The sequence below is a fragment of the Mariniradius saccharolyticus AK6 genome, from assembly GCF_000330725.2.
Classification (GTDB): domain Bacteria; phylum Bacteroidota; class Bacteroidia; order Cytophagales; family Cyclobacteriaceae; genus Mariniradius; species Mariniradius saccharolyticus.
In genome coordinates this window covers 185,744-208,323 of record NZ_AMZY02000007.1, presented here as the reverse complement: position 1 = coordinate 208,323, position 22,580 = coordinate 185,744, and the positions used below count along the sequence as shown (strand labels likewise).

At 45.5% G+C, this 22,580-nt stretch carries 19 protein-coding genes; 3 read left to right on the top strand and 16 right to left on the bottom strand.

Annotated features, from left to right (window positions below; all coding sequences use genetic code 11):
- Nucleotide 1: 1 nt before the first annotated feature.
- From lolB1 to C943_RS06295, 5 genes are all read right to left on the bottom strand, one after another.
- A complete protein-coding gene (lolB1, locus tag C943_RS06315; RefSeq protein ID WP_008625481.1) occupies nt 2–736 on the bottom strand; it encodes a lipoprotein insertase outer membrane protein LolB1 in 735 nt (244 codons plus the stop codon).
- The gene (locus C943_RS06310) at nt 729–2,456 is read right to left on the bottom strand and encodes a tetratricopeptide repeat protein (protein ID WP_008625480.1); all 1,728 of its coding nucleotides are present in this window, start codon (nt 2,454–2,456) and stop codon (nt 729–731) included. Before C943_RS06310 ends, lolB1 begins: the two co-directional genes overlap by 8 nt.
- A gap of 125 nt (nt 2,457–2,581) precedes the next feature.
- Nucleotides 2,582–3,016: a dUTP diphosphatase gene (dut, locus tag C943_RS06305; protein ID WP_008625479.1), complete on the bottom strand. Its 435-nt coding sequence runs from the start codon at nt 3,014–3,016 to the stop codon at nt 2,582–2,584.
- Entirely contained in the window at nt 3,013–4,536 is a 1,524-nt protein-coding gene (locus C943_RS06300; RefSeq protein WP_008625478.1) for a lipopolysaccharide biosynthesis protein, read from the bottom strand. The genes dut and C943_RS06300 overlap by 4 nt, the downstream gene beginning before the upstream one ends.
- Nucleotides 4,537–4,560: 24 nt before the next feature.
- Entirely contained in the window at nt 4,561–5,346 is a 786-nt protein-coding gene (locus C943_RS06295; RefSeq protein WP_008625477.1) for an enoyl-CoA hydratase/isomerase family protein, read from the bottom strand.
- Between the two features lie 213 nt (nt 5,347–5,559).
- Here C943_RS06295 and C943_RS06290 point away from each other — a divergent pair, with 213 nt between their 5' ends.
- Both C943_RS06290 and C943_RS06285 read left to right on the top strand, forming a co-directional pair.
- Nucleotides 5,560–7,014, top strand: a complete 1,455-nt coding sequence (locus tag C943_RS06290) for an NADP-dependent isocitrate dehydrogenase (protein ID WP_008625476.1) — start codon at nt 5,560–5,562, stop codon at nt 7,012–7,014.
- A gap of 287 nt (nt 7,015–7,301) precedes the next feature.
- On the top strand, nt 7,302–8,510 hold the full coding sequence (locus C943_RS06285) for an ATP-binding protein (RefSeq protein ID WP_008625475.1): 1,209 nt from the start codon (nt 7,302–7,304) through the stop codon (nt 8,508–8,510).
- 140 nt (nt 8,511–8,650) lie between these two features.
- Here the strand turns inward: C943_RS06285 and typA are convergent, their stop codons facing one another.
- Nucleotides 8,651–10,456: a translational GTPase TypA gene (gene typA, locus C943_RS06280; RefSeq protein ID WP_008625474.1), complete on the bottom strand. Its 1,806-nt coding sequence runs from the start codon at nt 10,454–10,456 to the stop codon at nt 8,651–8,653.
- Between the two features lie 294 nt (nt 10,457–10,750).
- Here typA and C943_RS06275 point away from each other — a divergent pair, with 294 nt between their 5' ends.
- Nucleotides 10,751–11,788 carry a hypothetical protein gene (locus tag C943_RS06275; RefSeq protein WP_008625470.1) on the top strand — a complete coding sequence of 346 codons (1,038 nt, stop codon included), beginning with the start codon at nt 10,751–10,753 and terminating at the stop codon, nt 11,786–11,788.
- A 39-nt stretch (nt 11,789–11,827) separates the two neighbouring features.
- Here C943_RS06275 and C943_RS06270 read toward each other — a convergent pair whose 3' ends face one another.
- From C943_RS06270 to C943_RS06220, 10 genes are all read right to left on the bottom strand, one after another.
- Nucleotides 11,828–12,445: a response regulator gene (locus tag C943_RS06270; RefSeq protein ID WP_051069519.1), complete on the bottom strand. Its 618-nt coding sequence runs from the start codon at nt 12,443–12,445 to the stop codon at nt 11,828–11,830.
- A gap of 151 nt (nt 12,446–12,596) precedes the next feature.
- Nucleotides 12,597–14,519: an ATP-binding protein gene (locus C943_RS06265; protein WP_008625464.1), complete on the bottom strand. Its 1,923-nt coding sequence runs from the start codon at nt 14,517–14,519 to the stop codon at nt 12,597–12,599.
- A 268-nt stretch (nt 14,520–14,787) separates the two neighbouring features.
- Nucleotides 14,788–15,492 (bottom strand): hypothetical protein, encoded by a 705-nt coding sequence (locus C943_RS06260; protein WP_008625459.1) that lies wholly within the window; start codon nt 15,490–15,492, stop codon nt 14,788–14,790.
- Nucleotides 15,489–16,112, bottom strand: a complete 624-nt coding sequence (locus C943_RS06255; protein WP_008625457.1) for an HAD family hydrolase — start codon at nt 16,110–16,112, stop codon at nt 15,489–15,491. The genes C943_RS06260 and C943_RS06255 overlap by 4 nt, the downstream gene beginning before the upstream one ends.
- Entirely contained in the window at nt 16,109–16,795 is a 687-nt protein-coding gene (locus tag C943_RS06250) for a hypothetical protein (protein ID WP_008625451.1), read from the bottom strand. The genes C943_RS06255 and C943_RS06250 overlap by 4 nt, the downstream gene beginning before the upstream one ends.
- A gap of 52 nt (nt 16,796–16,847) precedes the next feature.
- The gene (locus C943_RS06245) at nt 16,848–17,192 is read right to left on the bottom strand and encodes a PadR family transcriptional regulator (RefSeq protein WP_040479298.1); all 345 of its coding nucleotides are present in this window, start codon (nt 17,190–17,192) and stop codon (nt 16,848–16,850) included.
- Between the two features lie 387 nt (nt 17,193–17,579).
- On the bottom strand, nt 17,580–19,970 hold the full coding sequence (locus C943_RS06235; RefSeq protein ID WP_008625448.1) for an OmpA family protein: 2,391 nt from the start codon (nt 19,968–19,970) through the stop codon (nt 17,580–17,582).
- A 3-nt stretch (nt 19,971–19,973) separates the two neighbouring features.
- Nucleotides 19,974–21,143, bottom strand: a complete 1,170-nt coding sequence (locus C943_RS06230) for a hypothetical protein (RefSeq protein WP_008625447.1) — start codon at nt 21,141–21,143, stop codon at nt 19,974–19,976.
- Nucleotides 21,144–21,293: 150 nt separating this feature from the next.
- Nucleotides 21,294–21,581: a thiamine-binding protein gene (locus tag C943_RS06225; protein WP_008625446.1), complete on the bottom strand. Its 288-nt coding sequence runs from the start codon at nt 21,579–21,581 to the stop codon at nt 21,294–21,296.
- A 95-nt stretch (nt 21,582–21,676) separates the two neighbouring features.
- Entirely contained in the window at nt 21,677–22,357 is a 681-nt protein-coding gene (locus C943_RS06220; RefSeq protein ID WP_008625445.1) for a GDSL-type esterase/lipase family protein, read from the bottom strand.
- Nucleotides 22,358–22,580: the final 223 nt, after the last annotated feature.

The window sequence follows — 22,580 nt, the reverse complement described above, 5'->3', positions numbered from 1 at the left end:
TTCAATAATGGAACGGGAAGGAAATCGGCGTGGAAGAAGTCTCTATTTTGCTGAAATCAATATGAATGATCGTATTTTGTTCACCGTCTTTATTTTTGATGGCAAGTTTCATCAGCATTTTGTTGGGGAAAGGCTGTCCATCGACATCCTCAAAAACCGGATAGCTAAACTCCAGGTTGCCCCGGTCGTCCAGGCTGTTGGTGCTGAGTTCTGATACCTTGGCGATATTGGTACTTACCCGCGAATGGTACCTGACTCCCTCCCTGACTTGGGTGAGTTCAAAGTACTTCCCAATCCTGATAAGTCTATCCCGGTAGGAAAACTCCTCAGGAATGTTGGCATAGACCATGTTTTGGATCAGCGGGAGTGTAAGGCTGAGTCCATGCAGGTCTTTGATTTCCGAGAAACTCATATTCACATCATCCCCATTCATCCGGTCACGTATTTGGACCTTTTCGGCAGTGACCAATCCACGGATCGCTTCCAATCCAAGCCCGGGCGTGATGCTGAACCAAAGCGCACTGTCCTTTTTTGCCCTTAGCGTGATTGTTCCTTTTGTGATCTTTCCGCTGGGTTCTTCCAAGACTATCCTTCCTTTTGCCTGTAGATATTTGAATTCAAAATAGGCAGGATGGAATTCCTCCATGATTTCATCTGAAGTATACAGGTTGGGTTGCTTGGCGCAACCAACTATGAAAACAAAAACCAGTATGAAAAAAGGTGTATTCCTAATCATAATACTTTCTATCCTTGATTTTTTGACTTAACAGCTCGGATACGTCATCTCCTCCTTCGGCTTTTTTCCAATAGGTAACTGCCTCGTTTCTCTGGCCCAAATGGTACAGAATGTCACCGTAATGCTCCCACATCACACCGCTTGGCTTTTCTTCATTTTCCAGAGCGCGCTCCATATACACTTTCGCATTGGAGTAATCTTTCAGTTGGAACAATACCCATGCATGTGTATCGAGATAGGTTGAGTTTTTTGGAAATCTTTTGACCAAACCTTCTGACATCGTCTTGGCTTTTTCGAGATTTTCCTTCGCGAGGGAAAGGTAGTAGGCGTAATTGTTCAATACATGTTCGTCGGTTGGGTTTTTCGAAAGGACTTCTTCATAAGCCTTGAAGGCGTCCTCTTTTCTTCCTACCAGATGATAGGCATCCCCGATTTGTCCGTTGACCAATAAAGTGATCTGTTGGTTTTTGTTTGCATTGACTTCCAGCGCTTTCTCAAGAGAAGCTACGGATTCTGGGCCTTTTTTCTGGGCAAGTTTTGCGGTCCCATCAAAGAACCAAAATTCGGCTCTATCAGGAAATTCATCCACGGCTGTGGAAGTGAAAGTCTCAATCTCCGAAAAATCCTTGCCCAACTCAAACATCGTAGTGATGACTCCTTGCATCACCTGTGGATTGGAAGGATCCAGGCGGACGGACTTCTGATAAAGCTCGAGCGCTTGTTCTTTTTTCCCCTCAAAAAGCCTTTTGTCGCCCACGGCCGTCAACACCCCCGCGTCGTTGGGATGGTGTTCCAACATGGAGGTTTCGAGTGTTTCGAGGAGAGCGTCCCGTCTAGCGCTTTTGGTTTCTTGGAGTATATCCGCGAAGGCCTGTGCCTTTACTTTCGGGTCCAAATCCGGACTCGAAAAGGCCTCTTTGATAAGTGATTCAGCCCGATCTACGTTTCCTTTTTCCTTGTAAAGGGCGTAGGCTGCCATTTGAAGCTCTGGTTGGTTGGGGTATGAAGCCAGCGAGTTTTCCACCAAAGCAATTGCTTCGTCGGTTCTGCCGTTGTTGAACAGGATTTCAACGAGGTTGAGGACATACTCGGAGTTGCCTGGATAGGCATCGACCAGTTTTTGTCCTTCGGCGATGGCCGCTGCAAGGTTGTTTTTTCTGAGATAAATCCGTTGTTTTTGGAGTGTAAGTGGCGCCACCGTTCCATAATATTCCTCTGCACGGTCAAGTGCGCTCAAAGCCTTGTCAAACTCACCCGCCGCCAAATACAACTGCGCCAAATCCAATATGTAGTTTTGGTTTTCATCAGTGTTGGACATCAGATTCTCCAAAATCTCGGCCGCTTTCATCGGTTGGTTTTGCTTGGAATAGACCTCCGCCATTACCAAGTTGTAGTACTTGTTGTCGGGGTCAATTTCCACTGCCTTCATTCCAAACTCAAGTGCCTGGTCTACGCGGTTGGCACGCAGCAGTATTTCGGCTATCTTAAAATTGATAGCAGCTTCGTCGGGACTTTTCTCCCGTGCTTTCTGAAAATAAAAATAAGCCCTGTCATAATCTTCCAGCATCAAAAAACGCTGTCCGTCGATGAATAGTCGAGAAGCCATGGCCTCATCTTGTTGGCGCTTTCGATTCTTTTTGGATTGTTTTTCCTGGGGAAATGCATCCAAACTTGTCAATAAGAAGAGAATTAAAAGGGCTGATTTAAGGATTAATCTCACAGAAATAAGTTATTGAAGACGAATTTGGCACTGATCGGTACCCCGATTTGCCGGTGATTTGGTTGCAAGGGTAAGCCATCAACGAACATTCAGGCTTGGAATATATTCCCTTATGTTTTTTAAATTTAAGCTTTGCCGGTACTTCCATAGCCGCCAGCACCCCGTTCGGTGTCGGATAGAACCTCTGTAGTTTCCCAATGAATTTGCTCATGCTTGGCCACGACCATTTGGGCAATGCGCTCGCCATCTTGGACGACGAATTCTTCGGAAGAAAGGTTCACGAGCAATACTTTGATTTCCCCCCTATAATCGGCATCGATAGTCCCAGGGGTATTCAAAACGGTAAGCCCATGCTTGAATGCTAATCCACTTCGGGGCCTAATCTGGGCCTCAAAGCCCGCCGGGAGCTCTATGAAAAGGCCCGTTCCGACCAATTTCCTTTCCAAGGGCTTAATGGCAACCGGTTCGCTGATATTAGCCCGAAGATCTAGACCCGCCGAAAGGGGTGTTTGGTATTCGGGTAGTGGATGCTTGGATTGGTTGATAACTTTCAGAATCATTTTTTTCTGGATTTCAGATAAAATTCGAGCTGCTTGATGCTGTCCTTTTCCAGCCACAAAACTACAAGAACGAAAACAATGACAAGGCTGTTTCGGACAATAAATTGTACCATTCCGATTTCCAAATCCAAATAAAAACCAAAATAACTCAACAGAAAGGACAAAAGGATCAACGCAATATCCTTCTTGGTTTGATAGGGAATAGGAAAATATTTCTGGCCCAACATGTAGCAAACCACGGACATTATTGCATAGCAAAACAAGGTACTCAGTGCCGCCCCCAAGTAGCCCCAAATCGGCACCAAGAAGAAGATTACAAGGACCGTCACGATCGCGCCAAGGAGCGTGAGGTAGAAGCTATATTTTGTCTTGTCCGTCAGCTTGAACCAAATACTCAAATTGAAATAAATTCCCAAAAACAAATAACCCAACAGTAAAGCCGGCACGACGAAAAGTCCCTCTAAGTATCCCGGGGATCTTAGAAACAGCGGGCCAATCCAATCAAGATTGACCGATATCGCAACCATCAGGATCGTGCAAAAAATGACAAACGCATGCATGACTTTGGCAAACAATTCGGGGCTGTTTTTGTCCGTGGACTGGTTGAAAAAGAAAGGCTCTGCAGCGTATTTGAAGGCTTGGATCACCAGGTTCATCAGGATCGCCAGCCGAAAGTTTGCGCCGAAGACACCTCCTGCTTCGCGGGAACTGAGCCCCTCGTAGAAGTTTTTCGGGAGCACATACTCGAATAATCCCCTGGAAAACACCTCATTGGTCACGCCCGCCAAGCCCATAAACAACAAGGGAATGGAATAATGCCACATCGGCGCAAGGAACTCGCGGTCTATTTGGAAGCGGAATTTGCCCGCCAATTTGAAAACGATCGGAACCATAGCAGCGTTCGCCAGCAGGTTTGCCAGCAGGATATAGTCTACGCCCCAATCAGGGCGGTAGATTCCATCCAGCAGAGGCTTCAGATCCGAAAGTATATCTCCATTCCAGACGTGAAAGCAGAATACGATGAAGAAGACATTGAATCCGACATTCAAAAGAATGTTTCCAAGTTTGGTAAAGGCAAACTGAAAGGCCTTATTTTCTTTTCGCAGCTTGGCGTAGGGAATTGCCATCACCGCATCAATCGCCAGAATCCATGCAGTCCAGCGAAAAAGATGCTCTCGGCCGGCATATCCTAACCAATCCGCAATCGGCTCCGCAGAAAAGTAGAGCAGGGCACCTAGGCTGAGTGAACTTGTGATCAGAAGGGATTGGATTTGGGAATAGACTTTTTCTGGGTCCAGTCCTTTTCCGGTGGCATACCTAAAATAAGTGGTTTCCATCCCATAGGTAAAGACTATATTCAAGAACGCGATAAAGGCGTATATCGCGGTGAAGGAACCCAAGGCCGCTTTGTCCAAATAGGCAGTATAGATGGGTAGGAGCAGAAAATTGATCGTTTTGCCAAGGATGCTGCTGATACCATAGACAGCGGTTTGGCTAGCGAGTTTTTTGAGTTGGCTCATGGGCAAAAAATAAAAAAAGGGGCCTTATTCCCCTTTGAATACCGGTTTTCTTTTTTCAAGGAACGCCGAAGTCCCCTCTTTGTAGTCTCCCGATTTGACACAGCGGGCAAAGCTGTTGGCCTCTGTTTGGTAGCCGTCCTCGTCGGATACAAATACTGCATTGACGCAATCGATGACCATGCCTATCGCAAGCGGCGCTTTGCTCATGATCTTGCGGATGATTTCCTCGGCTTTTGCCATGGCATCTTCTTTTGTCGGCAACACATGGTTGACGAGACCAAACGACCTGGCTTCTTCTGCGCCGATCATATCCCCGGTCATCATCAGTTCGTTGGCTTTGCCACGACCGATCAGATACGTCAATCGCTGCGTGCCGCCATACCCTGGGATGATCCCAAGATTCACTTCCGGCTGTCCAAATTTCGCCTGTGCCACCGCAATACGCATGTGGCATGCCATCGCCAATTCGCAACCGCCTCCAAGTGCAAAGCCATTCACGACGGCGATGACGGGCTTGTGGCAGTTTTCGATCATCGAGAATATCTCCTGTCCGTTTTCCGCGAATTTTCTGGCGTTCAGCTCGTTGAGTTCGGCAATTTCAGAGATATCCGCGCCGGCGATAAATGCCTTATCTCCTGAGCCTGTGATGATCACCGCCTTGATCTCTCTGTTGTCGGAGACTTCGTCAAAGATTTCCCGAAGTTCTGTTAGGGTTGCAAAATTGAGTGCATTCAGTTTGGATTCTCTGTTTATCGTAAGGTAAAGAATCCCTTGCTTGACTTCCGAAAGGATGTTTTTGCTATCAGCCATGGGCTCAGGTGAATGATGGGCTCCAAATATACATGGGACGGCAAGCAATCACAAAGTATTTCTTAGAAAAATACAATAACGAATAGGTTTGTGCTTGATCACATCAAGTTTTTTAATCATCCGGATTGCTGGAATTAATCCAACATAGGGAGCCTATTCGGGGTATTTTTTCTATTTTTGCGCCACGAAATTTTCATCTAAAACCTTCTTCCCATGTCATCCAAAAGAAAAATAACGGTCGCCTATGGCGATGGAATCGGACCAGAAATCATGAAGGCTACCATTGACATCATGGAAGCTGCAGGTGCCCAACTGGAATACGATGTGATCGAAATCGGCGAACAGGTATATCTGAAGGGCATTACATCGGGAATGGAGCCCAAGGCCATTGATTCCTTGCGTGAAACGAAGGTTTTTCTGAAATCCCCGATCACCACGCCCCAAGGCGGTGGCTTTAAGAGCTTGAACGTGACGACAAGAAAGTCATTTGGGCTTTTTGCCAATGTCAGGCCCTGCAAGGCATTTTCACCTTTTGTGAAGACGCATTTTCCAAAGACAGACCTCGTGATCATCCGCGAAAATGAGGAGGACCTCTATGCAGGCATTGAGCATAGGCAGACAGAGGAGGTTTACCAATGTTTGAAGATTATTTCAAAGCCCGGTACCGAGAAAATCATCCGCTACGCATTTGAATACGCCAGAAAATACGGTCGCAAAAAAGTGACCTGTATGACCAAGGACAATATTATGAAGCTGGCCGACGGTCTTTTCCACAAGACTTTCGACGAAATCGCCAAAGAATATCCCGATATCCAAACCGACCACAAGATCATCGACATCGGTACGGCGCTCATCGCGGATCGGCCAGAGATTTTTGACGTGATCGTAACGCTCAATCTGTATGGAGACATTATTTCCGACGTGGCTGCCCAAGTCACTGGATCGGTAGGCCTCGGCGGTTCGGCCAACGTCGGTGAGGAAGTGGCGATGTTTGAGGCAATTCACGGCTCGGCACCGGATATCGCCGGCATGGGCATCGCCAATCCGTCTGGATTGCTCAACGGTGCCATTATGATGCTCGTGCATATCGGTCAGCCGGAGGTTGCGGAGAAAATCGCCAATGCCTGGATGAAAACCCTCGAGGATGGAATCCATACCGGGGATATTTATCAAGAAGGGATTTCGGCCAAAAAAGTCGGAACCGATGAATTTGCCAAGGCCGTCATCGCACGATTGGGTCAAAAGCCGGCCAATATGGTGCCTGCCGCCTTTGACAAATCTTCCACTGCACCTATCGAAATCAAACTCAGGCCAGCCAAAAAGTCCAAAAAAGAACTGATCGGCGTGGATGTTTTTATCGATTGGGATGCAGATGGCAGAAACCCCAATACGATCGGGGATACGCTGAGACGCGCCAGTGCCAATGGCCTCGTGCTCTTGCTGATCACCAACCGTGGGATCAAGGTATATCCGGGCGGTATGAAGGAAACCTTCTGCACTGACCATTGGAGATGCAGGTTCCAGAAACCGGATCAGTCTCCCGTCAGCCATGCTGAGATCCTTGACCTCCTAGCCCAAATCAAGGACTTGGGATTTGACTTCATCAAGACGGAAAACCTTTACGCATTTGACGGCGTGCGGGCATACAGCTTGGCGCAGGGAGAGTAGGGGAATTGGAAGATTCGAAAATTGCAAGATTTGAAAATTCGGTTTGAAGGTTAAGGAGTTAGAAAGTCGCAAGGTTGGAAAGTTGGGTTGAAATAGGATGTAGGCGTTCTTTTCATAGTAGTTGCTTGAGTTCACTTCGAGTCGAAAAACCCTAATAGAACCGAACTCAGTATAGATTGATACCAAAAAACCGGGCAGTGATGTCCGGTTTTTTTATTGTTGTTTGGTAAACAACAATAATATTGTTTACTAAACAACAATATTGTATTTTTACAAAAAACACTATTATGCTTTCGCAGATAATCCTTCAGCAAACATTGGCTTCCCAAAAATTTGACCTTCAAAAAAAGGATATAGGTTTGGAGCGGTTTGAAGTGAATGAATTGCCTGTCCTCAGCAGTCATGCCTTGATAGTATCAGGAATTCGGCGATGCGGGAAAAGTACTTTTTTGTTACAGATGCTAAGCAAAAGATTTCCTGATGCCATTTATCTGAACTTTGAAGACCCGAGGCTATATGGGTTTGATTTGTCTGATTTTCAAAAATTGGATCTGCTCATATCGGAACACAAAGGGAAAGTGCTCTTTTTCGATGAAATCCAGGTCATAAAGAGTTGGGAAATTTTTGTGAGGCAAAAATTAGATCAAGGATTCCAGATAATAATCACAGGATCGAACGCATCGCTATTGAGTCAAGAATTGGGGACCAAATTGACTGGAAGACACATTACAAAAGAACTTTTCCCATTTTCATTTCAGGAGTTTTGCGAGTTCAGGAATCTGCCCATAAGTAGCGAAAGTGTAAGTCAATATGTAGAACTTGGCGGGTTTCCGGAATTTTTGAAATCCGAAAGACAGGAAATCTTAAACCAGCTTTTGGATGACCTCTTGGTGAGGGATATTGCCCAACGGTACGGAGTAAGGGATTTAAAATCTCTTCAACAACTGACTGTGTATCTCATCACAAATGTCGGTAAGCCTGTATCTGGTAACCAACTGAAAAAAGCCCTGGAGATCGGGGCAACAAGTACCGTTTTGGAATATTTCTCTTATTTGGAAGCTTGTTGGCTGTTTTTCTTTATCCCCAAGTTCAGCTATTCTCAAAAAAAGCAACTCATCAATCCAAAGAAAGTGTATTCCATTGATACAGGAATGGTTACAGCAAATTCCCGTTCTTTTTCCCAAGATTTGGGTAGGAGGTTTGAAAATCTTGTATTTCTCACATTGCGAAGGAAACACCATGAGATCTATTACTTTTCTGAAAAAAAGGAATGCGATTTTGTGGTTTTCGATAGAAGAGGATTGTTGGCAGTGGTTCAGGTTTGTTTTAAACTTTCCTCTGAAAATATGGACCGGGAATTAGAAGGGCTTTGGGGAGCAATGTCTTTTTTTAGTCTAAAAAAAGGTTATTTGGTCACATTAGACCAAAAGGATTATTTTGAAAAAGACGACAATAGGATAGAAGTTGTTCCCTTTCACGAATTTGAAATCCCATAAAAAAAGTCCCCCAAGCTTCCGCTCGGGGGATTTTCATTTTCAGTACCTTTTACTTTTCACCTTAGTACTTTCAGAGATTCTTCACCTCCGCAAGCTGCGGTTCAGAATGACGGAATCTTCGTACTTCCACTTCATTTTTATTAAGAATCCTTCTTCGACATCCTCGTTCTCTCGTTTTCGTCCAAATAGATTTTTCTCATTCGGATCGACTTTGGTGTGATTTCGAGGTATTCGTCTTTTTGGATGTATTCCATCGCTTCTTCGAGTGAAAATCGCTTTGGAGGAGCGATACGTACGTTGTCGTCGGAACCGGAGGCACGCATGTTGGTCAGTTTTTTGCCTTTTTGCACATTGACCACCAGGTCGTTGTCACGGGAGTGCTCACCGATTACCTGTCCGCCGTAGAGTTCGTCGCCGGGCTCGATGAAGAAAAAGCCCCTATCCTGAAGCTTGTCGATCGCATAGGCAGTACACTGTCCGCCTTCCATGGAAATCAGTGAACCGTTGATACGGCCTGGGATTGGGCCTTTGTAAGGTTCGAAGGCCATGAAGCGGTGGTTCATGATCGCCTCACCTTGGGTAGCTGTCAAGACGTTGTTCCGCAATCCAATCAAGCCCCTTGAGGGGATTTTGAATTCGAGGTGCTGCAGGTCGCCTTTTGGTTCCATGACCAAAAGTTCGCCTTTTCGCTGAGTAGCCAATTCAATGACTTTTCCAGCAGTTTCCTGCGGTACGTCCACCACGAGGGTTTCGATGGGCTCGCATTGCACGCCGTCAATTTCCTTGAAAATCACCTGCGGCTGACCAACTTGAAGTTCATAGCCTTCCCTTCGCATCGTCTCGATAAGGACTGACAAGTGGAGGATTCCACGGCCATACACCAAGAATTTGTCTTCGTTGTCTGTCGTTTCCACCTTGAGCGCAAGGTTCTTTTCGGTCTCCTTAAAGAGTCTGTCCCTGAGGTGTCTCGATGTCACGAATTTGCCTTCCTTGCCAAAGAACGGGGAGTTGTTGATCGTAAAGAGCATATTCATCGTAGGCTCGTCGATCGAAATTCGCTTCAGAGGCTCGGGATTTTCGATATCGGCAATCGTGTCACCTATCTCAAAGTCTTCGATCCCTGTCACAGCGCATATGTCGCCGGCTTGGACTTCAGTGACTTTGTTTTTCCCCAATCCTTCAAAAACGTGTAATTCCTTGATTCTTGCTTTTTTGATCACCCCGTCCGCCTTGCAAAGTGATACCTGCGCACCTTCTTTGACAACCCCTCTGTGTACCCGCCCGATGGCGATTCGGCCTACGAAAGATGAATAATCCAAAGAAGTAATCTGCATTTGCAAGCTACCTTCTTCTGTTTTTGGTGCAGGGATATGGTCTATGATAGCATCGAGCAATGGCAGAATGGAATCGGTTGGGTTTTTCCAATCAGGGCCCATCCAGTTTTGCTTGGCCGAACCATAGAGCGTCTCGAAATTCAACTGCTCCTCGGTGGCGTCCAAGTTGAACATCAGGTCAAACACAGCCTCATGAACTTCGTCAGGACGGCAGTTGGGTTTGTCGACTTTGTTGACAACGACGATGGGAGTCAAGCCGAGGTTCAGGGCTTTGCCCAATACAAACCTAGTCTGTGGCATAGGTCCTTCGAAGGCATCCACGAGGAGGATGACGCCGTCGGCCATTTTCAGTACGCGCTCCACTTCCCCACCAAAGTCGGCGTGGCCCGGCGTATCGATGATGTTGATTTTGTGGTCTCTATATCTGACGGACACGTTTTTGGAGAGGATGGTGATGCCACGTTCCCGTTCCAAGTCGTTGTTGTCCAGGATCAAGTCGTCAAACTGTTGGTTTTCACGGAAGATTTTGGAGGCATGGATGATTTTGTCCACCAGGGTAGTCTTGCCGTGGTCAACGTGCGCGATGATCGCGATATTCCGAATATTCTGCATGGTATTTTGAAATCAGGGTGCAAAGGTAGGAAGAATATTTGGTTTCAGTTTGAGCCATTTGGAAAGTCCTTAATATTTAACGATTTGCTGATGTATAGGCGATTCAGCTTTTCTGTGCAAGGTGTATGCGCGCAAGGGTATTAACAGCCACGTTGCCGTTAGATTTTCTTTAGTCTTGGATATTGTTATCCGTACCAGTGGGTATATGAAAATGCCCAATCAAGGGTATTTCCCAGTATTTGGACTTTCAGGAATTTTACCCACAGAAAATATTAATCACCAAAACAAATCATTATGAAAAAGACATTGATAGCTGTTGTATTCTGCCTTTTTGGTACATCCATGGTATTGGGACAAGAACTCTTTACTGGTATCGGTGCGAAAGGAAGCTACAACAAGGTGGTCAAGGGCTCAAAGACGTTTTTTGTACCCCATTTTCAAATTGGTTTTGACACGTACATGGAAACTTCACAAGTAGTGCAAGAGGGAAAGCTCAGCAAGCTTCAGAACGTGTTTGAAGCCAACAGCAAAGGCGGCCAATACGCTGGACAGAAAAGCGGGTCTGCCCGCGTCACCACGATCCTCAGTGCCGGTATGCAATTGGAGGACTTTCAGGAGTTGGCGAATGATTTCCAATCAATTTTGGATCGAGAAATCGAAAATGCCGGGTTCGGAGTAATTAGAATGAATGAAGTTGACAAGTACCCGAGCTTTGAGAAAGTACGTGAAAAATATGGAGAGAAAACCGATAAAAAGCAGGGAAAAACGTCTGAAGAAGAAATCGGAAATGGAACAGTCAAAGTAATGCCTGCCAATACATTGTTCATGTTTGACGAGAAATCAACGATGAGGGGCGGCGGACCGGCATTTTATACGATGGTCAAAAAAGTCCATTCGGAGACCGAGGCGACGATGATTCTCCAAAACATCAATATCGACTTCACGACGGTGGAATTGGACGTGCAGTTGGATGCGGGCCAAAAGGGCAAGACCACGACCGCGGAGATGAAAGTGCATCCCAAAATGCGTGTTTCTTACAATACATTCGACTTTTTGGGGTCAGATGGTAGCCCCAGTTCAGCGCCGGCCGCTTTACAATCAGAATTTGTAGCAAGTAAGGCCTACAATGCAAAAATCTATACAGACAAAGCAAAAGCAGAGAGTCTTTTCAATCAAATGTTTTCCTTGAAAAGTAAGCCCGATGTGAGCTTCGACCCGAGGATTGTTGAAATGTCTAAGGAAGATTACAAAGCAGCAGCAAGGGAATTGTTCACGGAATACAGCCGTGAATTTGCGAAAACGTTGGCAAGTGTGGCCAATGGGGGTAAGTGACCAAGTGCAACAGCCGGGAGATCGCTCCCGGCTTTTTTTTTAAAGCAAATTGTTGTCGTAGGCAAACTTTATCAACCCAACCAAGGAAGAGGCCTTGGTTTTTCTAAAGATGTTTTTTCGGTGGGTTTCCACGGTCCTTTCCGAAATATACAAATGCTCGGCAATCTGTCGGTTGGAAAACTCCTTCGCAATCAATTTCAGGATTTCTCTTTCACGCTCAGTGAGCAGTTTGTTTTCTTCTGGAGCATGTAGACTATCAATGATGATTCGATTGATGTCATTGCTCAGATAGATTTTTCCTTCACTGACGGCTTGGACGGCAAGGAGAAGCTCTTTGTGGGAGTCGTTTTTGAGCACGTAGCCATCTACCCCTTCCTTGAGAATATCCTTGACCAAATGGGATTCATCGTGCATACTCAAGACAATGATTTTTGTCTGGGGAGAAGTTTTTTTCACCAGCCTGAGTAGACTGAGCCCATCCATACCAGGCAAATTGAAATCGGTGATCAGCAAATCGATTTCTTTGGATTGGAGGGAATCAAGGGCATGCTCGGCAGAGTAGGCCTCGCCAACGATTTCCATCGATGGCAATTGGCGCAGTAAGCTCTTGATCCCTTCCAACAGAATCGCATGATCGTCTACTAGAAATACTCTCATTGTCGTCAATTCATCCCAAAATTGGGTATATATGGAAACCTATTCGGCGGGTGCTTCTACCGCGAAAGCATCAAATCTTCATTTTTCGAATCCTAGACGATTTCAGTGGATGCATACATTTTTTCACCTTGCTCATGCGATCCATTTAAAATTAGGCTGGATCCTTTGACCATTGCTCCACATTTTGGTTTTGCAAGCGTTTTGAAATGGGCCTGAAGATGAGGATAAGGATTGTGCCAGTGGCTCCAGGATTGGAGTCAATATCGAGCTCCCCTTTGATTAACTTTACCCGAGATTGAATGTTTTTCCAACCGTGCCCCTGTCCATGGGCCAATACTTTGGTGTCAAATCCCTTTCCATTGTCTTCGATAGTCATTCTCAGCTCGTCGGTATCATTCACGATTTGAATTTCGATTTTGTTGGCACCACTGTATTTGAGGACATTGTTGCACCATTCTTGGACAATGCGGTACAGGGAAATTTCCTGGATTTCGACAAGTCTCCCATCGAAATCAAACGACTGTACTTCTACCTGTACCTTACCATTGACGCTGAGGCGGTGTGCAAATTCCTTTAAAGCTGGTAAAAGCCCATTTTGCACGAGAGTCTCAGGCATCAGGTCGAAGGCGATTTGCCGGATTTCTTTGTGCATTTCAGAAAGGATGTTTTCCGCCTGTTCAAAAAGTGCAATCTTGTTTTCGATCCTTTTTTCATCGCCAAGTCCCGAAATATTCATCCTTAGGGCTGTGATCAATTGACCGAAACCGTCGTGTAAATCCTTCGCAAACCGCTTTTTTTCTTGCTCTTGGGAAGCAAGGGCGGACTTGATGGCAGTTTCCCTGACCTGGATTTCCCTTTCTTTCTCAAGGATTTGCTGTTTTTTCTTAAACCTGTTCTGATTGAGAAAATGTATGACCACCAGAAGTCCGATGATTACAACCAGTAGAACTGCTATCAGAACGACGCGATTGAATTTGGCTTTATTTGCGGCGAGTTCGTTGGCTTTCTCCTGTATTTCCCGGTCTTTGAGCGCTGTTTGGTATTTCGTTTCCAGATCTTTGGCAAACATGGCACGGTCCGCTTCAAATAGTGAATCCTTGATAGCGAGCAGTTTTACCAAACTATTCATCGCCTCAGGATACTTGCCCATGGATTTGTAGATCTTGTACTGTTCATCGTAGATCCACTTGTACATTTCGGCATATTCGGATTTTTGGGTATAAATCAGCCCAGAATCCAGATAGGCCAAGGCGCCCAGATAGTTTTTGGCCGTATTTTCGGTCATTGCCGAATTGATGTAGACCACCCCTTTGGCATAGTCGTTATTTGTTTTTTTGTAAATATTCAGCCCCAACCTGTTGAAGTATCTGGACCGCTCGATATCGCCCTTGAGTAGGTAGGCATAGCCAATATTGACAATCGTGGGCGCCACTGTGAGCGAGTCCGTCAAGGGGGTCAAAGCCAAGATCTTTTCGTAGTAGACCAAGGTACTGTCAGGGAGATTCATTTCACTGAATGCGGCGCCGGTGATGTTCAATCCTGAAATCTGATAACTGAGATATTGATCGCCACCCTTTTTCGCTACTTCAAATGATTTCTTGCCGTATTCTACTGCTTTTGCGTAATCATGGAAGAGTCGGTGATTCTGTGACAATGACTTAAAGATTTCACTTTCCAGCCCAATATCCTGCAGTTTTTCAGCCACCTTCAAGGCGTCCAGGAAATACTTTATCGCTTGGTCGTAGAGTCCCGTGACCTCGTAGAAGTAGCCTATGCGTTGGAACGTTTTGACCAACTCTACCTCGTATCCTTCGGAATCAATCAATGGGAGCAAATCCCGCTCAATATGCAGCATTGAATCCCGGTTGTTCAGACCGCTGAAATGGATATGCCGGGCGATCTGATACCTGATTTGATCATCTTCGGATAGGATTAGGTTTTTTGCTCTTTGAAAGAATATATCACTTTTTGTCGGATGGGCAATCGCGCTATCCAATAACTGAATCAGGTCTTGACCAAAACTGGCAGAAATCAGAAAAACAAAAATGATGGGTGATAAAACTAGGTGACGCATCAACTGACATTTGCTTCCAAAATAGCGATTTGAGGGAAAAAATGAAATTCCAGCCTTTAATAATGGGCGATTTGAAAGTCTTCATGTTTCAAATGCCAAAAACTCAAATTTGAAGACAAAGTAGCGATTTCTCTTTGTTCGTGGGTGCTATCGATATTTTGCTACCCGACAGTGCCCAGGAAGCGATCAAGAATCTCTAGCCATTTTGGGGTCCAATGGTATCCATATCGAATCGCAGGATGGAAAATCTATATCTAGGCCTGATGGCTTAATTTTCCCCATACATCTGCTCGAGGGCCTGGGTAACACGAAGCGTTCGATTAAACAGGCTTGGTAGCACGGACAGCACTACAAATCCTGCGAAAACCAGCAGCACTATTATTATTTGCCATAGTCTCAAGTTTGCCGGATCCAACAGATTGATGTTGCCAAAATACTTGTAGCCCTGCGCCATCACTTGCATGGGAATGTAGGTAAACATCAAGATACCCTGGTTTCCGCGCCAAGAGGCATAGTTTTGGTATTTTTTGAAATCCTTGCCAAAGGTGAAATACCACCAAAAGGCCATAAAGATCAGGAAACCGAAACCCACCAAGGCCAATCCACCTTCTTGGAATCCGAAGATTTTTTCCAACAAATAGCTGCTTTGAAAGAAAACAACTGTCAATCCCAAAGGCAGGAGTATCTTGGCGCTTGCTGCCAAGGATCTTACTTCTTCCCAAAAATATCCCCGGAGTCGCTTCTCGATCATTTTTTTGTAGGATTCCTCTAAGCTGCTGAATCCAAATACACCAAACTCCGCATGGACTTTTTGGAAGGCGGATTCGAGGGAAAGCTTGGGATTTTCTTCCAGCAGTTTTTCGATTCTGCAGGCCACATGGTCCAATATCTCGTACTGCACGTCGATTTCAGGATATCCCTTTTTGGAAATCCAGGATTTCAGTTGATCGATTTGGGATTTGGAGAGTTTCATTTTGAAGCAAATTTGATTTTTTCATAGGTTTTGTTGACCAACCTGATGCAGATCATCAACTGACCGACAAGCAAGCCCATAAAGAGCGGCATGAAAATGTGTACCGGAATTACAGAAAGGCCAAGCAAAATGTCAAAGCCGAAAGACATTGGGAAATAAAGCAGCAGCGAGCTATTGATCGCTGACAGGAACTCGCTTTGGCGAAGCAATCTTTTGTCGAAAATGCCATAAAAAAATGGCGCGGTGTAAGTGGTGATCATCAAAATGCTGAATGAAGCATAGGTTTGTCCAGGGTCGATTGAGCCTATATGGACCAAGAAATATGTTAATAAAGTAACGAACAAGGCCAAGCCCGCATGGGTAGCATCCAGCCACCCCGCAAACAATTTTTTGAAAGTCGCTAGATGCCTGTTAATCAATATAGCTCGTTGGAACCTGTCTGGATTGAAGGCGTCGAGTTGGTTGGTAACAGCCTTCTCAAAAGGGATGGATGCCAATTCCATTTCTTGTTCTACTGCCGAGGCCAAATGGTCCACCAATTCTTCGCGGATATCCCAATAGTAGATACTTGGAGATATCCTTTGGGAAATGGAGTCGATTTGGGATTTGGAGAGTTTCATGCAGGCAGGGATTTGGATTTGATTTTCCACACTTCAAAAAGCGAAATTCCATAGAGCAGCAGTGCCATTGTCAGGACTAGGCTGATTTGAGGAAGAAGTGCAAAGGATAGGTCATGGGTAGCCAGAAAAGTCTTGGGAATCATGATTATTGCATTTAGGCTCAGTACTGGCAGGATTATCTTTAAAACCATGATTTCTGTCGTGACGGATTTGATGCTATCCTTTTGTTCGATAAAGATATCTTTTGCGATTTTGAGGTTTTTGCGCCATTTCAGCAATACGAACAACGAAAACCCTACCAGTAAGCTAAGCGGAACATAGACCATTATCAAGTATTGCTCATCAGACTTGAGATTCATCGAAACGGTCACAAGAATGGACAATAGCCCAAGGCTGTAAATCAGTCTGGAAAAGCAGAAATAGCTCCTGACGACCTTCCATTGGTTACGGGAGATTTCAGCCTTAAACGATTTCTGCAGATTTGCCTGCAGTGCGTGGCAATATCCATAGGTGAATTTTTCTTCCAAGGCAGCCAGCTCAGCATCAAATTCTTCCGCTTTATATTCCTGTAAATGGCTCACATAGTGGTCGTAGACTTCCAGGAGGATTTCAGCAGCTTGGAGTCCTTTTGCTGAGATCGCATGGCGAACATGCTGTAGTTCTATTTCTGAAAGTTGACGCATTTGGCAATTTTTTGATAGAGATGTGATTCTTGAAGTGATTTGCTCTAATCGTTTACACCAAACCCGGCTTCCACTCCGGGTCAAGGATCCGCTGTAGGTTGCTGACAAAATTCTGCAACTCCGACATCTTCGCACGCACTTCTTTTTTACCTTCCTTGGTCAGGCTGTAATATTTCCTGACCCGATTGTCCACCTGCTCTAGTTCGGTCGTTAGTAGCCCCTCCGCCTCCAGCTTGTGGAGGGCAGGGTAGAGGGCACCTTCGGTGATTTTGAGCTCACCGGCTGTCAGTTCCTTCACTTTTTGGGTAATCTCATACCCATACATGCGATCATTTTCCTCCAGGAGCTTGAGGATGATCGTCTGTAGGCTTCCCTTGAGTAGGTTGTTGTTGGACATTTTCTCGAAATCAATGTTCAAATATATCAAATTCTTATATACATAAGAAAATTATGTATTAGATAATACTTTCCAACCAGAGAAGCAATATGGGAAACTGTCAACGGGTGAATCCTTCATCATTTACATTCATTGAGAATTGTAATGGCACCGCGATGCCAGTATTGATTTTGCCCATGTTTTGGGTCAAAGGTCAGGCCTTCAAGAAAAAGGAGCTACAAGAAGGCGTAGGTAAGGGTTACTGCGTGAAGGGAGCAGTGGCGACGGACCGTATCTCTCGGGAAAAGCTGTTTTCGGTTTTGTTTTGCTGTTTTTTAGAGAAAACAAATTCAGCATTGTTATTCAGCCAAACAACGCGATTCCAAACATAGATCGACATTGAAAACATTAATCCTCGTCTTCTTCCAATACGATCAAGCTCACCTCTACTTTCCGATCTTGCGGACTATTGGCCTTTTGCGTACCTCGCAGCACTTTTCCGCCCGATTGGTAACGGATAAGCTCCTTGGAAATCCCGTATTCGTCTTCCAATGCTTCGGCGACGTTGACCATCCGGTCTTCTGCAAGTTTGAGATTATAGTTTAGGCTGCCTGTATTGTCCGTATAGCCGGTCAGCATGAGTCCATAGCCTTCATGTGTGCGGACAAATTCCGCCAATTCCTTCAGTTTGTCGGTTTCTGATTTGGCAGGGACCCTTTGGTTGCTGTCAAAATAAATTGTCTCGATCGGCTGGAAGTAATTTGCAGGAAGGGCTCTTTTGCGTTCGGTGGGAGTGTCGGGCAGATTTTCCTCTTCCATTTTAAGATCGGTTTTTCTAGTGCCCTGTGGCATATAGGCACCTTTGGTCATCGCGGCAAAAGCCAAGGAAAGCGCCTCCTTTTGCGATGCTGTCGGTGTGATTGGTTCGATGGCCCCCTGATTGTTGTCGGCTGCTTCTTCGTTATCCCCATTCTGGGACAATACTGCCACGGTGCCCGCGACGGCGCCTGCAGCTGCGAGTCTTCTCCTTCGTTGTCGCCTTGTCTCGTTTTCCTCTGCGGATTCTTCCCGGATAACCACCTCATCCTTGCGTTTTTTGTTCTTGATCTTGGGCGGTTTTTCGCGTTTCTGTTTGCCTTTGGATTCGTTTGCGACGGATTCAGCCAATAAGCGGTCACGCTCCAATTGTAGATACCTGTTTTGAGCTTCTAGGTCTTGGATCCGTTCTTTCTCTTCTTGGGTCAATGCGCCCTGAGTTGTCGTCGCAGCCTTGATTTCTGAGGTTTCAGAGATGGTGGTAGATTCTACCGTTCGGTTTTCTTCGTCGGAAGATTTTTCCGCTCCCGCCGTCGCTGGAACCACTGTTTCAGCCATGCGATAATTTGTAGTGTCGGCATAGACGACCATCACGGTAGGGATTAATCGGTGGTCTTGCTTTAGACGGGAAATGCTATCGATCTCCAGCTTGAGTTCTCTCTCTTTCCTTCTAAGGCTATCGAGGCTGTACCTGACGTTGAACCTGCTTTGATCTGTGTTTCGAAGAAAAGTTTCCTTATCGCTGGCAGAGAGGACATTGTCGTCGAGAATGGTTTGGTATTGTCGCTCGAGCTGCGTCTGAACGTTGATGAGATCGCTTTCCTTCACTTTCCCTGCGGTCGTGAGGTTTTCTCTTTTTTGGATCTCTTGGTTCCAAGCAAGGATTTGGTTTTCATATTTGATCGTGTCCAGTTTTTGGATTTTTTGCCAGACAAGGAATTGGTCTGCGTTGATTGTCCTTTCCCCAACAAATCTCGTGGCGGTGGTTTGGGGTATTTCCTCTTCAATGACTAGCGCGCTACGGGGCATTTGTCCAGATACTTGTACGAATCCCGCAGAAACCCTAGGTCCTTTGAAGGACCTTTTACTTGCCCCAAAATTGTATTTGAGACCGATTCCATGATAGAATATTATGTCAGAACGGCCATTGGGGTTGCCACGATACGGCTTTTCTGGATCCACGATATTGAACCCCGGTTTGGAAGCGTACTCCTGAAAACTGCTGGAAAACTCCTCTCGGTACCTACCACTGACATCGTCCAAAAAGTCTGAGAAGGTGAAAATAAAGTCTGATTGGGCAAATGCTTCCAGATTTCTGGTCAGTCTAAATCGTATGCCCAATCCGAGTGTCGTCGTCAGAGTCACCTGTCCATAGCCTCCGTTCAGCTCCGTTTCCCACTCTGGAAGCGAGGTTTCGTAGCCCCCGTCATGGATGATACTCGGTATTGTGTTGTCATATTTTTCTCCATTTTCGTCCAACAAATCACTCCAGACATCAAAATGCATTACTCCCATTCCGAGGGAGAAGTATGGGGCTACCAGTGATCTAGCCGGAAGTAGGATATCGTTGTCTGAACGAAAGACCATCGCCAGCCCGATTTCTTTGGTTCTGTTGGTAAAGTTCAGGCTGCGTGGGAAGTTTGGGTTTTCAAGGTAAAGGTTGCCATTTCGGTCAACATACCTGTCACTCATCCCGAAATAATACTGGCCAAAGTGTAAGGACAAGCCGGTGGATGGGGATAGCTGCTTTTCGAGTGTTGCTTTGAATGAGGACTGGGTCGAATAGTTTTTGTTATAACTGAAAATATGGTGGAAACGACTTTGATTCTTCGCTCCGGGTACTGGTTTGGGAATCAGGTCTCCCATATAAGTGGCATAGCCTCCGCTGAATCCGATTCTCCATTGGAATTCCTTCTGCTGGGCTTGGGTACCGAAGGCGGAAAAAAGTGTCAATAAACAGATGACAAGGATTCGATTTTTCATGGATTACCTTTTGTCGCTAAACCCAATCCACAATTTGAATTCCAAGCTCAGGCCCACGAAAGGCTGCAACAAGACCGGGCCAACGTCGCCATTCAAATCTTCAATTTGAAGAGTCGTGGCTCCGGCGTTGATCCTGAAGACGCGAAACATCTTGTAGCCAACTCCAGCGTAAAATGGAAGTCTGATAAACGTCCCTTCTATCTTTTCCCCGGTGCTTGCTTCGAAATTCTTGAGGAAGACTCCCGTGGAAAAAGAGGCGTTTCCGAGGACCTTGGTAAACTTGCTATTTCCCAAGGGTATTGAAATCCCGGCGTATGGACCGTGGAGGTACTCCCTGTTTTCAAGCGTCCTTTTGATTGGGATCGAGGCATAGCCAAAGTTCAATGGCAGAGTGCCAGGCTTTTTCTCCGTTGGAAAATTTGCCAGATGGCGTGATTCCACAAGCGTCAGGAGGCCATTGTCAAGGTATTGATTGGCTTCATTTTTTACAGCCAGAATAAGTTCGTCGACGTACTGCGCAGCGTACACTGCCTTGGCATTGTCTTCCCTGTTGCGACCGGTAATGTTGAATCTCGCTTTTTTGAGGTTCAGGCGGTCTTTTTGTTCCAATTTCAACCTGACCACATCACTGAATCCTTCGAACTCGCGCCCCAAAATATGACGGTAGTCTTCGAGTGCATCTTTTACGATTTGATTCATTTGGCTGATCATGACCAAGTCGGAGTTGAAACTCTTGATGCCTGATCCACTTACTTGAAAATTGGACCGAATGTATGAATCAAGGCTGTTGCCAATACTGGCCTTAACTGCTTCGATTTGGGACTTTTCTGCTTTTTTGAAAAATGAGAAAACGAGGTTGTATTCGGTATTGCTTCGGATAGGCTGGGATACAAAGATCTCAAACTGGGGTACATTGAAATCAAAGGCTTTTCTCCAGGCGAATTCCTCAGAATACCTCATGCGATTGCCGGATCGGCCCACCTTCATGGTTACCATCAGGATTTCCTTTGGCAGGGGCCCGCGGACAAAAAACACCTCTTCTGATGGTAAGGGGTTGTTTCCGTTTATTTCATTTTTGAAGATGTCATAGCTCACTGTCTTGATCTGCGCATGGGCCAGCGTAACCGAAATCCCAAACAAAAAGAGGACGAATAGTTTTCTTAAAATCGGCATCGAAGGTTAGTTAAAAACCAATCGGAAATTTATTGAATTGATTTCAATTGGGGTCGGGCGTTTGTCAAGGAATCGGCCAACATTAGTTGAAAAAATGCCTGTTAAATTGCCTGGAACCGTGATTTTTCAGGGTATGGGGGTCAGATGATTTTAATATTTCCCGATTTTATCCTCGATACTGACGTCGCTGTTTTTCCGAATTTGCATGCGGTAGTAGACCAAAACTTCCTCGGCACCTGCGGCGAGGACTGCTTCCTGTACCCGTCTGGCAATTTCCATCAATTCCTCCTGTGGACCTTCCATCACGGTTTCGAAAGGAGTCACGATATGTTTGATACCTGATTGCTGGATGACTTCAATGGCTTTGTCGACAAGCGCGTAACTATCTAGGGTTTTGCTTTTGGGAACAATCTGGATTCCGAGGTTGATGATGGGCATGGGGAGTATAGTTGATAGTTATTGAGTCATTAGTTGTTGGGAAAGTTTGTCATCGGAAGTCTTAAGTCTTGGATCTTGAGAAAATGGCACATTCCTTATAGAAAACCCTTCACACTTTTCCTCCAGATTTTATAGCCCTTTTCATTCAAGTGAAGTCGGTCTTCGACAAAGAGCGTTTCATTGGGCTGTCCTTTTTTGTCCAGCATTTTATCCCACACAGAGATGTAGTACACATTGTCTTTGCTAAGCGCCATGGTATTCAATTCTGCATTAAAGGCCTGCATTTGACCGCTCTTTTCCCAACGACTTGGGCTTGGCTTGGTTCCGATGAAGTACAATTCCACATCCGGGAGTTCTGCCTGAAGGCGGTCAATGATGAGGCTGATTTCTGTCATGGTCTGGCGGACAGATTTGCCGGCGTTGATGTCGTTTTCGCCGATGTAGATAAATACTTTCTTCGGTGCGTAGCGTATGACCAAAGGCTCCAGGTAATGCAGCAACTCGTGCGCCTGTGATCCTCCAAATCCCGTATTGATGGTGTTGGTTTTCGGGAAATCTTCGGCGAGTGTTTTCCAAAATCGGATACTGGAGCTGCCCGTGAAGACAACACCGCCCTTTTCCCAGCCTTGTTGGTCAAGTTTTTCCACCAAGCCGGCCACCTCTTCCTTGAATCCGATTTCCTGGGAATTTGCTGTTTGGCCAATGATTAGGATCGTACAGAAAAACAGGAATTGGATGAGCGCGTATCGATTATAGCGGTTGCGAATGGATTTCATAAGTGTGCATTTATGGACAAAAGTTGACCGTTTTTTTCGATTGTACCAATAATGGACAGGAGGAAATCAAGGATTCTTGGCATTGGAGGAAAAAAAGTCCTCCGACTAGGCACGGCGTCCGGCACAAATTTCGAGGATTTCGTCCCTTTTGCATGATTGGTAAAAGGGAATACAACAATTTTGAATCCTATTGCCCGTTTTTTGTTCAAAGATAGCCAAACCA

Excerpts from the sequence above, each read along its gene's own strand:
- lolB1 (WP_008625481.1), bottom strand. The coding sequence starts at position 736 with ATGATTAGGAATACACCTTTTTTCATACTGGTTTTTGTTTTCATAGTT.
- dut (WP_008625479.1), bottom strand. The coding sequence starts at position 3,016 with ATGATTCTGAAAGTTATCAACCAATCCAAGCATCCACTACCCGAATAC.
- C943_RS06300 (WP_008625478.1), bottom strand. The coding sequence starts at position 4,536 with ATGAGCCAACTCAAAAAACTCGCTAGCCAAACCGCTGTCTATGGTATC.
- C943_RS06295 (WP_008625477.1), bottom strand. The coding sequence starts at position 5,346 with ATGGCTGATAGCAAAAACATCCTTTCGGAAGTCAAGCAAGGGATTCTT.
- C943_RS06290 (WP_008625476.1), top strand. The coding sequence starts at position 5,560 with ATGTCATCCAAAAGAAAAATAACGGTCGCCTATGGCGATGGAATCGGA.
- C943_RS06285 (WP_008625475.1), top strand. The coding sequence starts at position 7,302 with ATGCTTTCGCAGATAATCCTTCAGCAAACATTGGCTTCCCAAAAATTT.
- typA (WP_008625474.1), bottom strand. The coding sequence starts at position 10,456 with ATGCAGAATATTCGGAATATCGCGATCATCGCGCACGTTGACCACGGC.
- C943_RS06275 (WP_008625470.1), top strand. The coding sequence starts at position 10,751 with ATGAAAAAGACATTGATAGCTGTTGTATTCTGCCTTTTTGGTACATCC.
- C943_RS06270 (WP_051069519.1), bottom strand. The coding sequence starts at position 12,445 with ATGAGAGTATTTCTAGTAGACGATCATGCGATTCTGTTGGAAGGGATC.
- C943_RS06265 (WP_008625464.1), bottom strand. The coding sequence starts at position 14,519 with ATGCGTCACCTAGTTTTATCACCCATCATTTTTGTTTTTCTGATTTCT.
- C943_RS06260 (WP_008625459.1), bottom strand. The coding sequence starts at position 15,492 with ATGAAACTCTCCAAATCCCAAATCGATCAACTGAAATCCTGGATTTCC.
- C943_RS06255 (WP_008625457.1), bottom strand. The coding sequence starts at position 16,112 with ATGAAACTCTCCAAATCCCAAATCGACTCCATTTCCCAAAGGATATCT.
- C943_RS06250 (WP_008625451.1), bottom strand. The coding sequence starts at position 16,795 with ATGCGTCAACTTTCAGAAATAGAACTACAGCATGTTCGCCATGCGATC.
- C943_RS06245 (WP_040479298.1), bottom strand. The coding sequence starts at position 17,192 with ATGTCCAACAACAACCTACTCAAGGGAAGCCTACAGACGATCATCCTC.
- C943_RS06235 (WP_008625448.1), bottom strand. The coding sequence starts at position 19,970 with ATGAAAAATCGAATCCTTGTCATCTGTTTATTGACACTTTTTTCCGCC.
- C943_RS06230 (WP_008625447.1), bottom strand. The coding sequence starts at position 21,143 with ATGCCGATTTTAAGAAAACTATTCGTCCTCTTTTTGTTTGGGATTTCG.
- C943_RS06225 (WP_008625446.1), bottom strand. The coding sequence starts at position 21,581 with ATGCCCATCATCAACCTCGGAATCCAGATTGTTCCCAAAAGCAAAACC.
- C943_RS06220 (WP_008625445.1), bottom strand. The coding sequence starts at position 22,357 with ATGAAATCCATTCGCAACCGCTATAATCGATACGCGCTCATCCAATTC.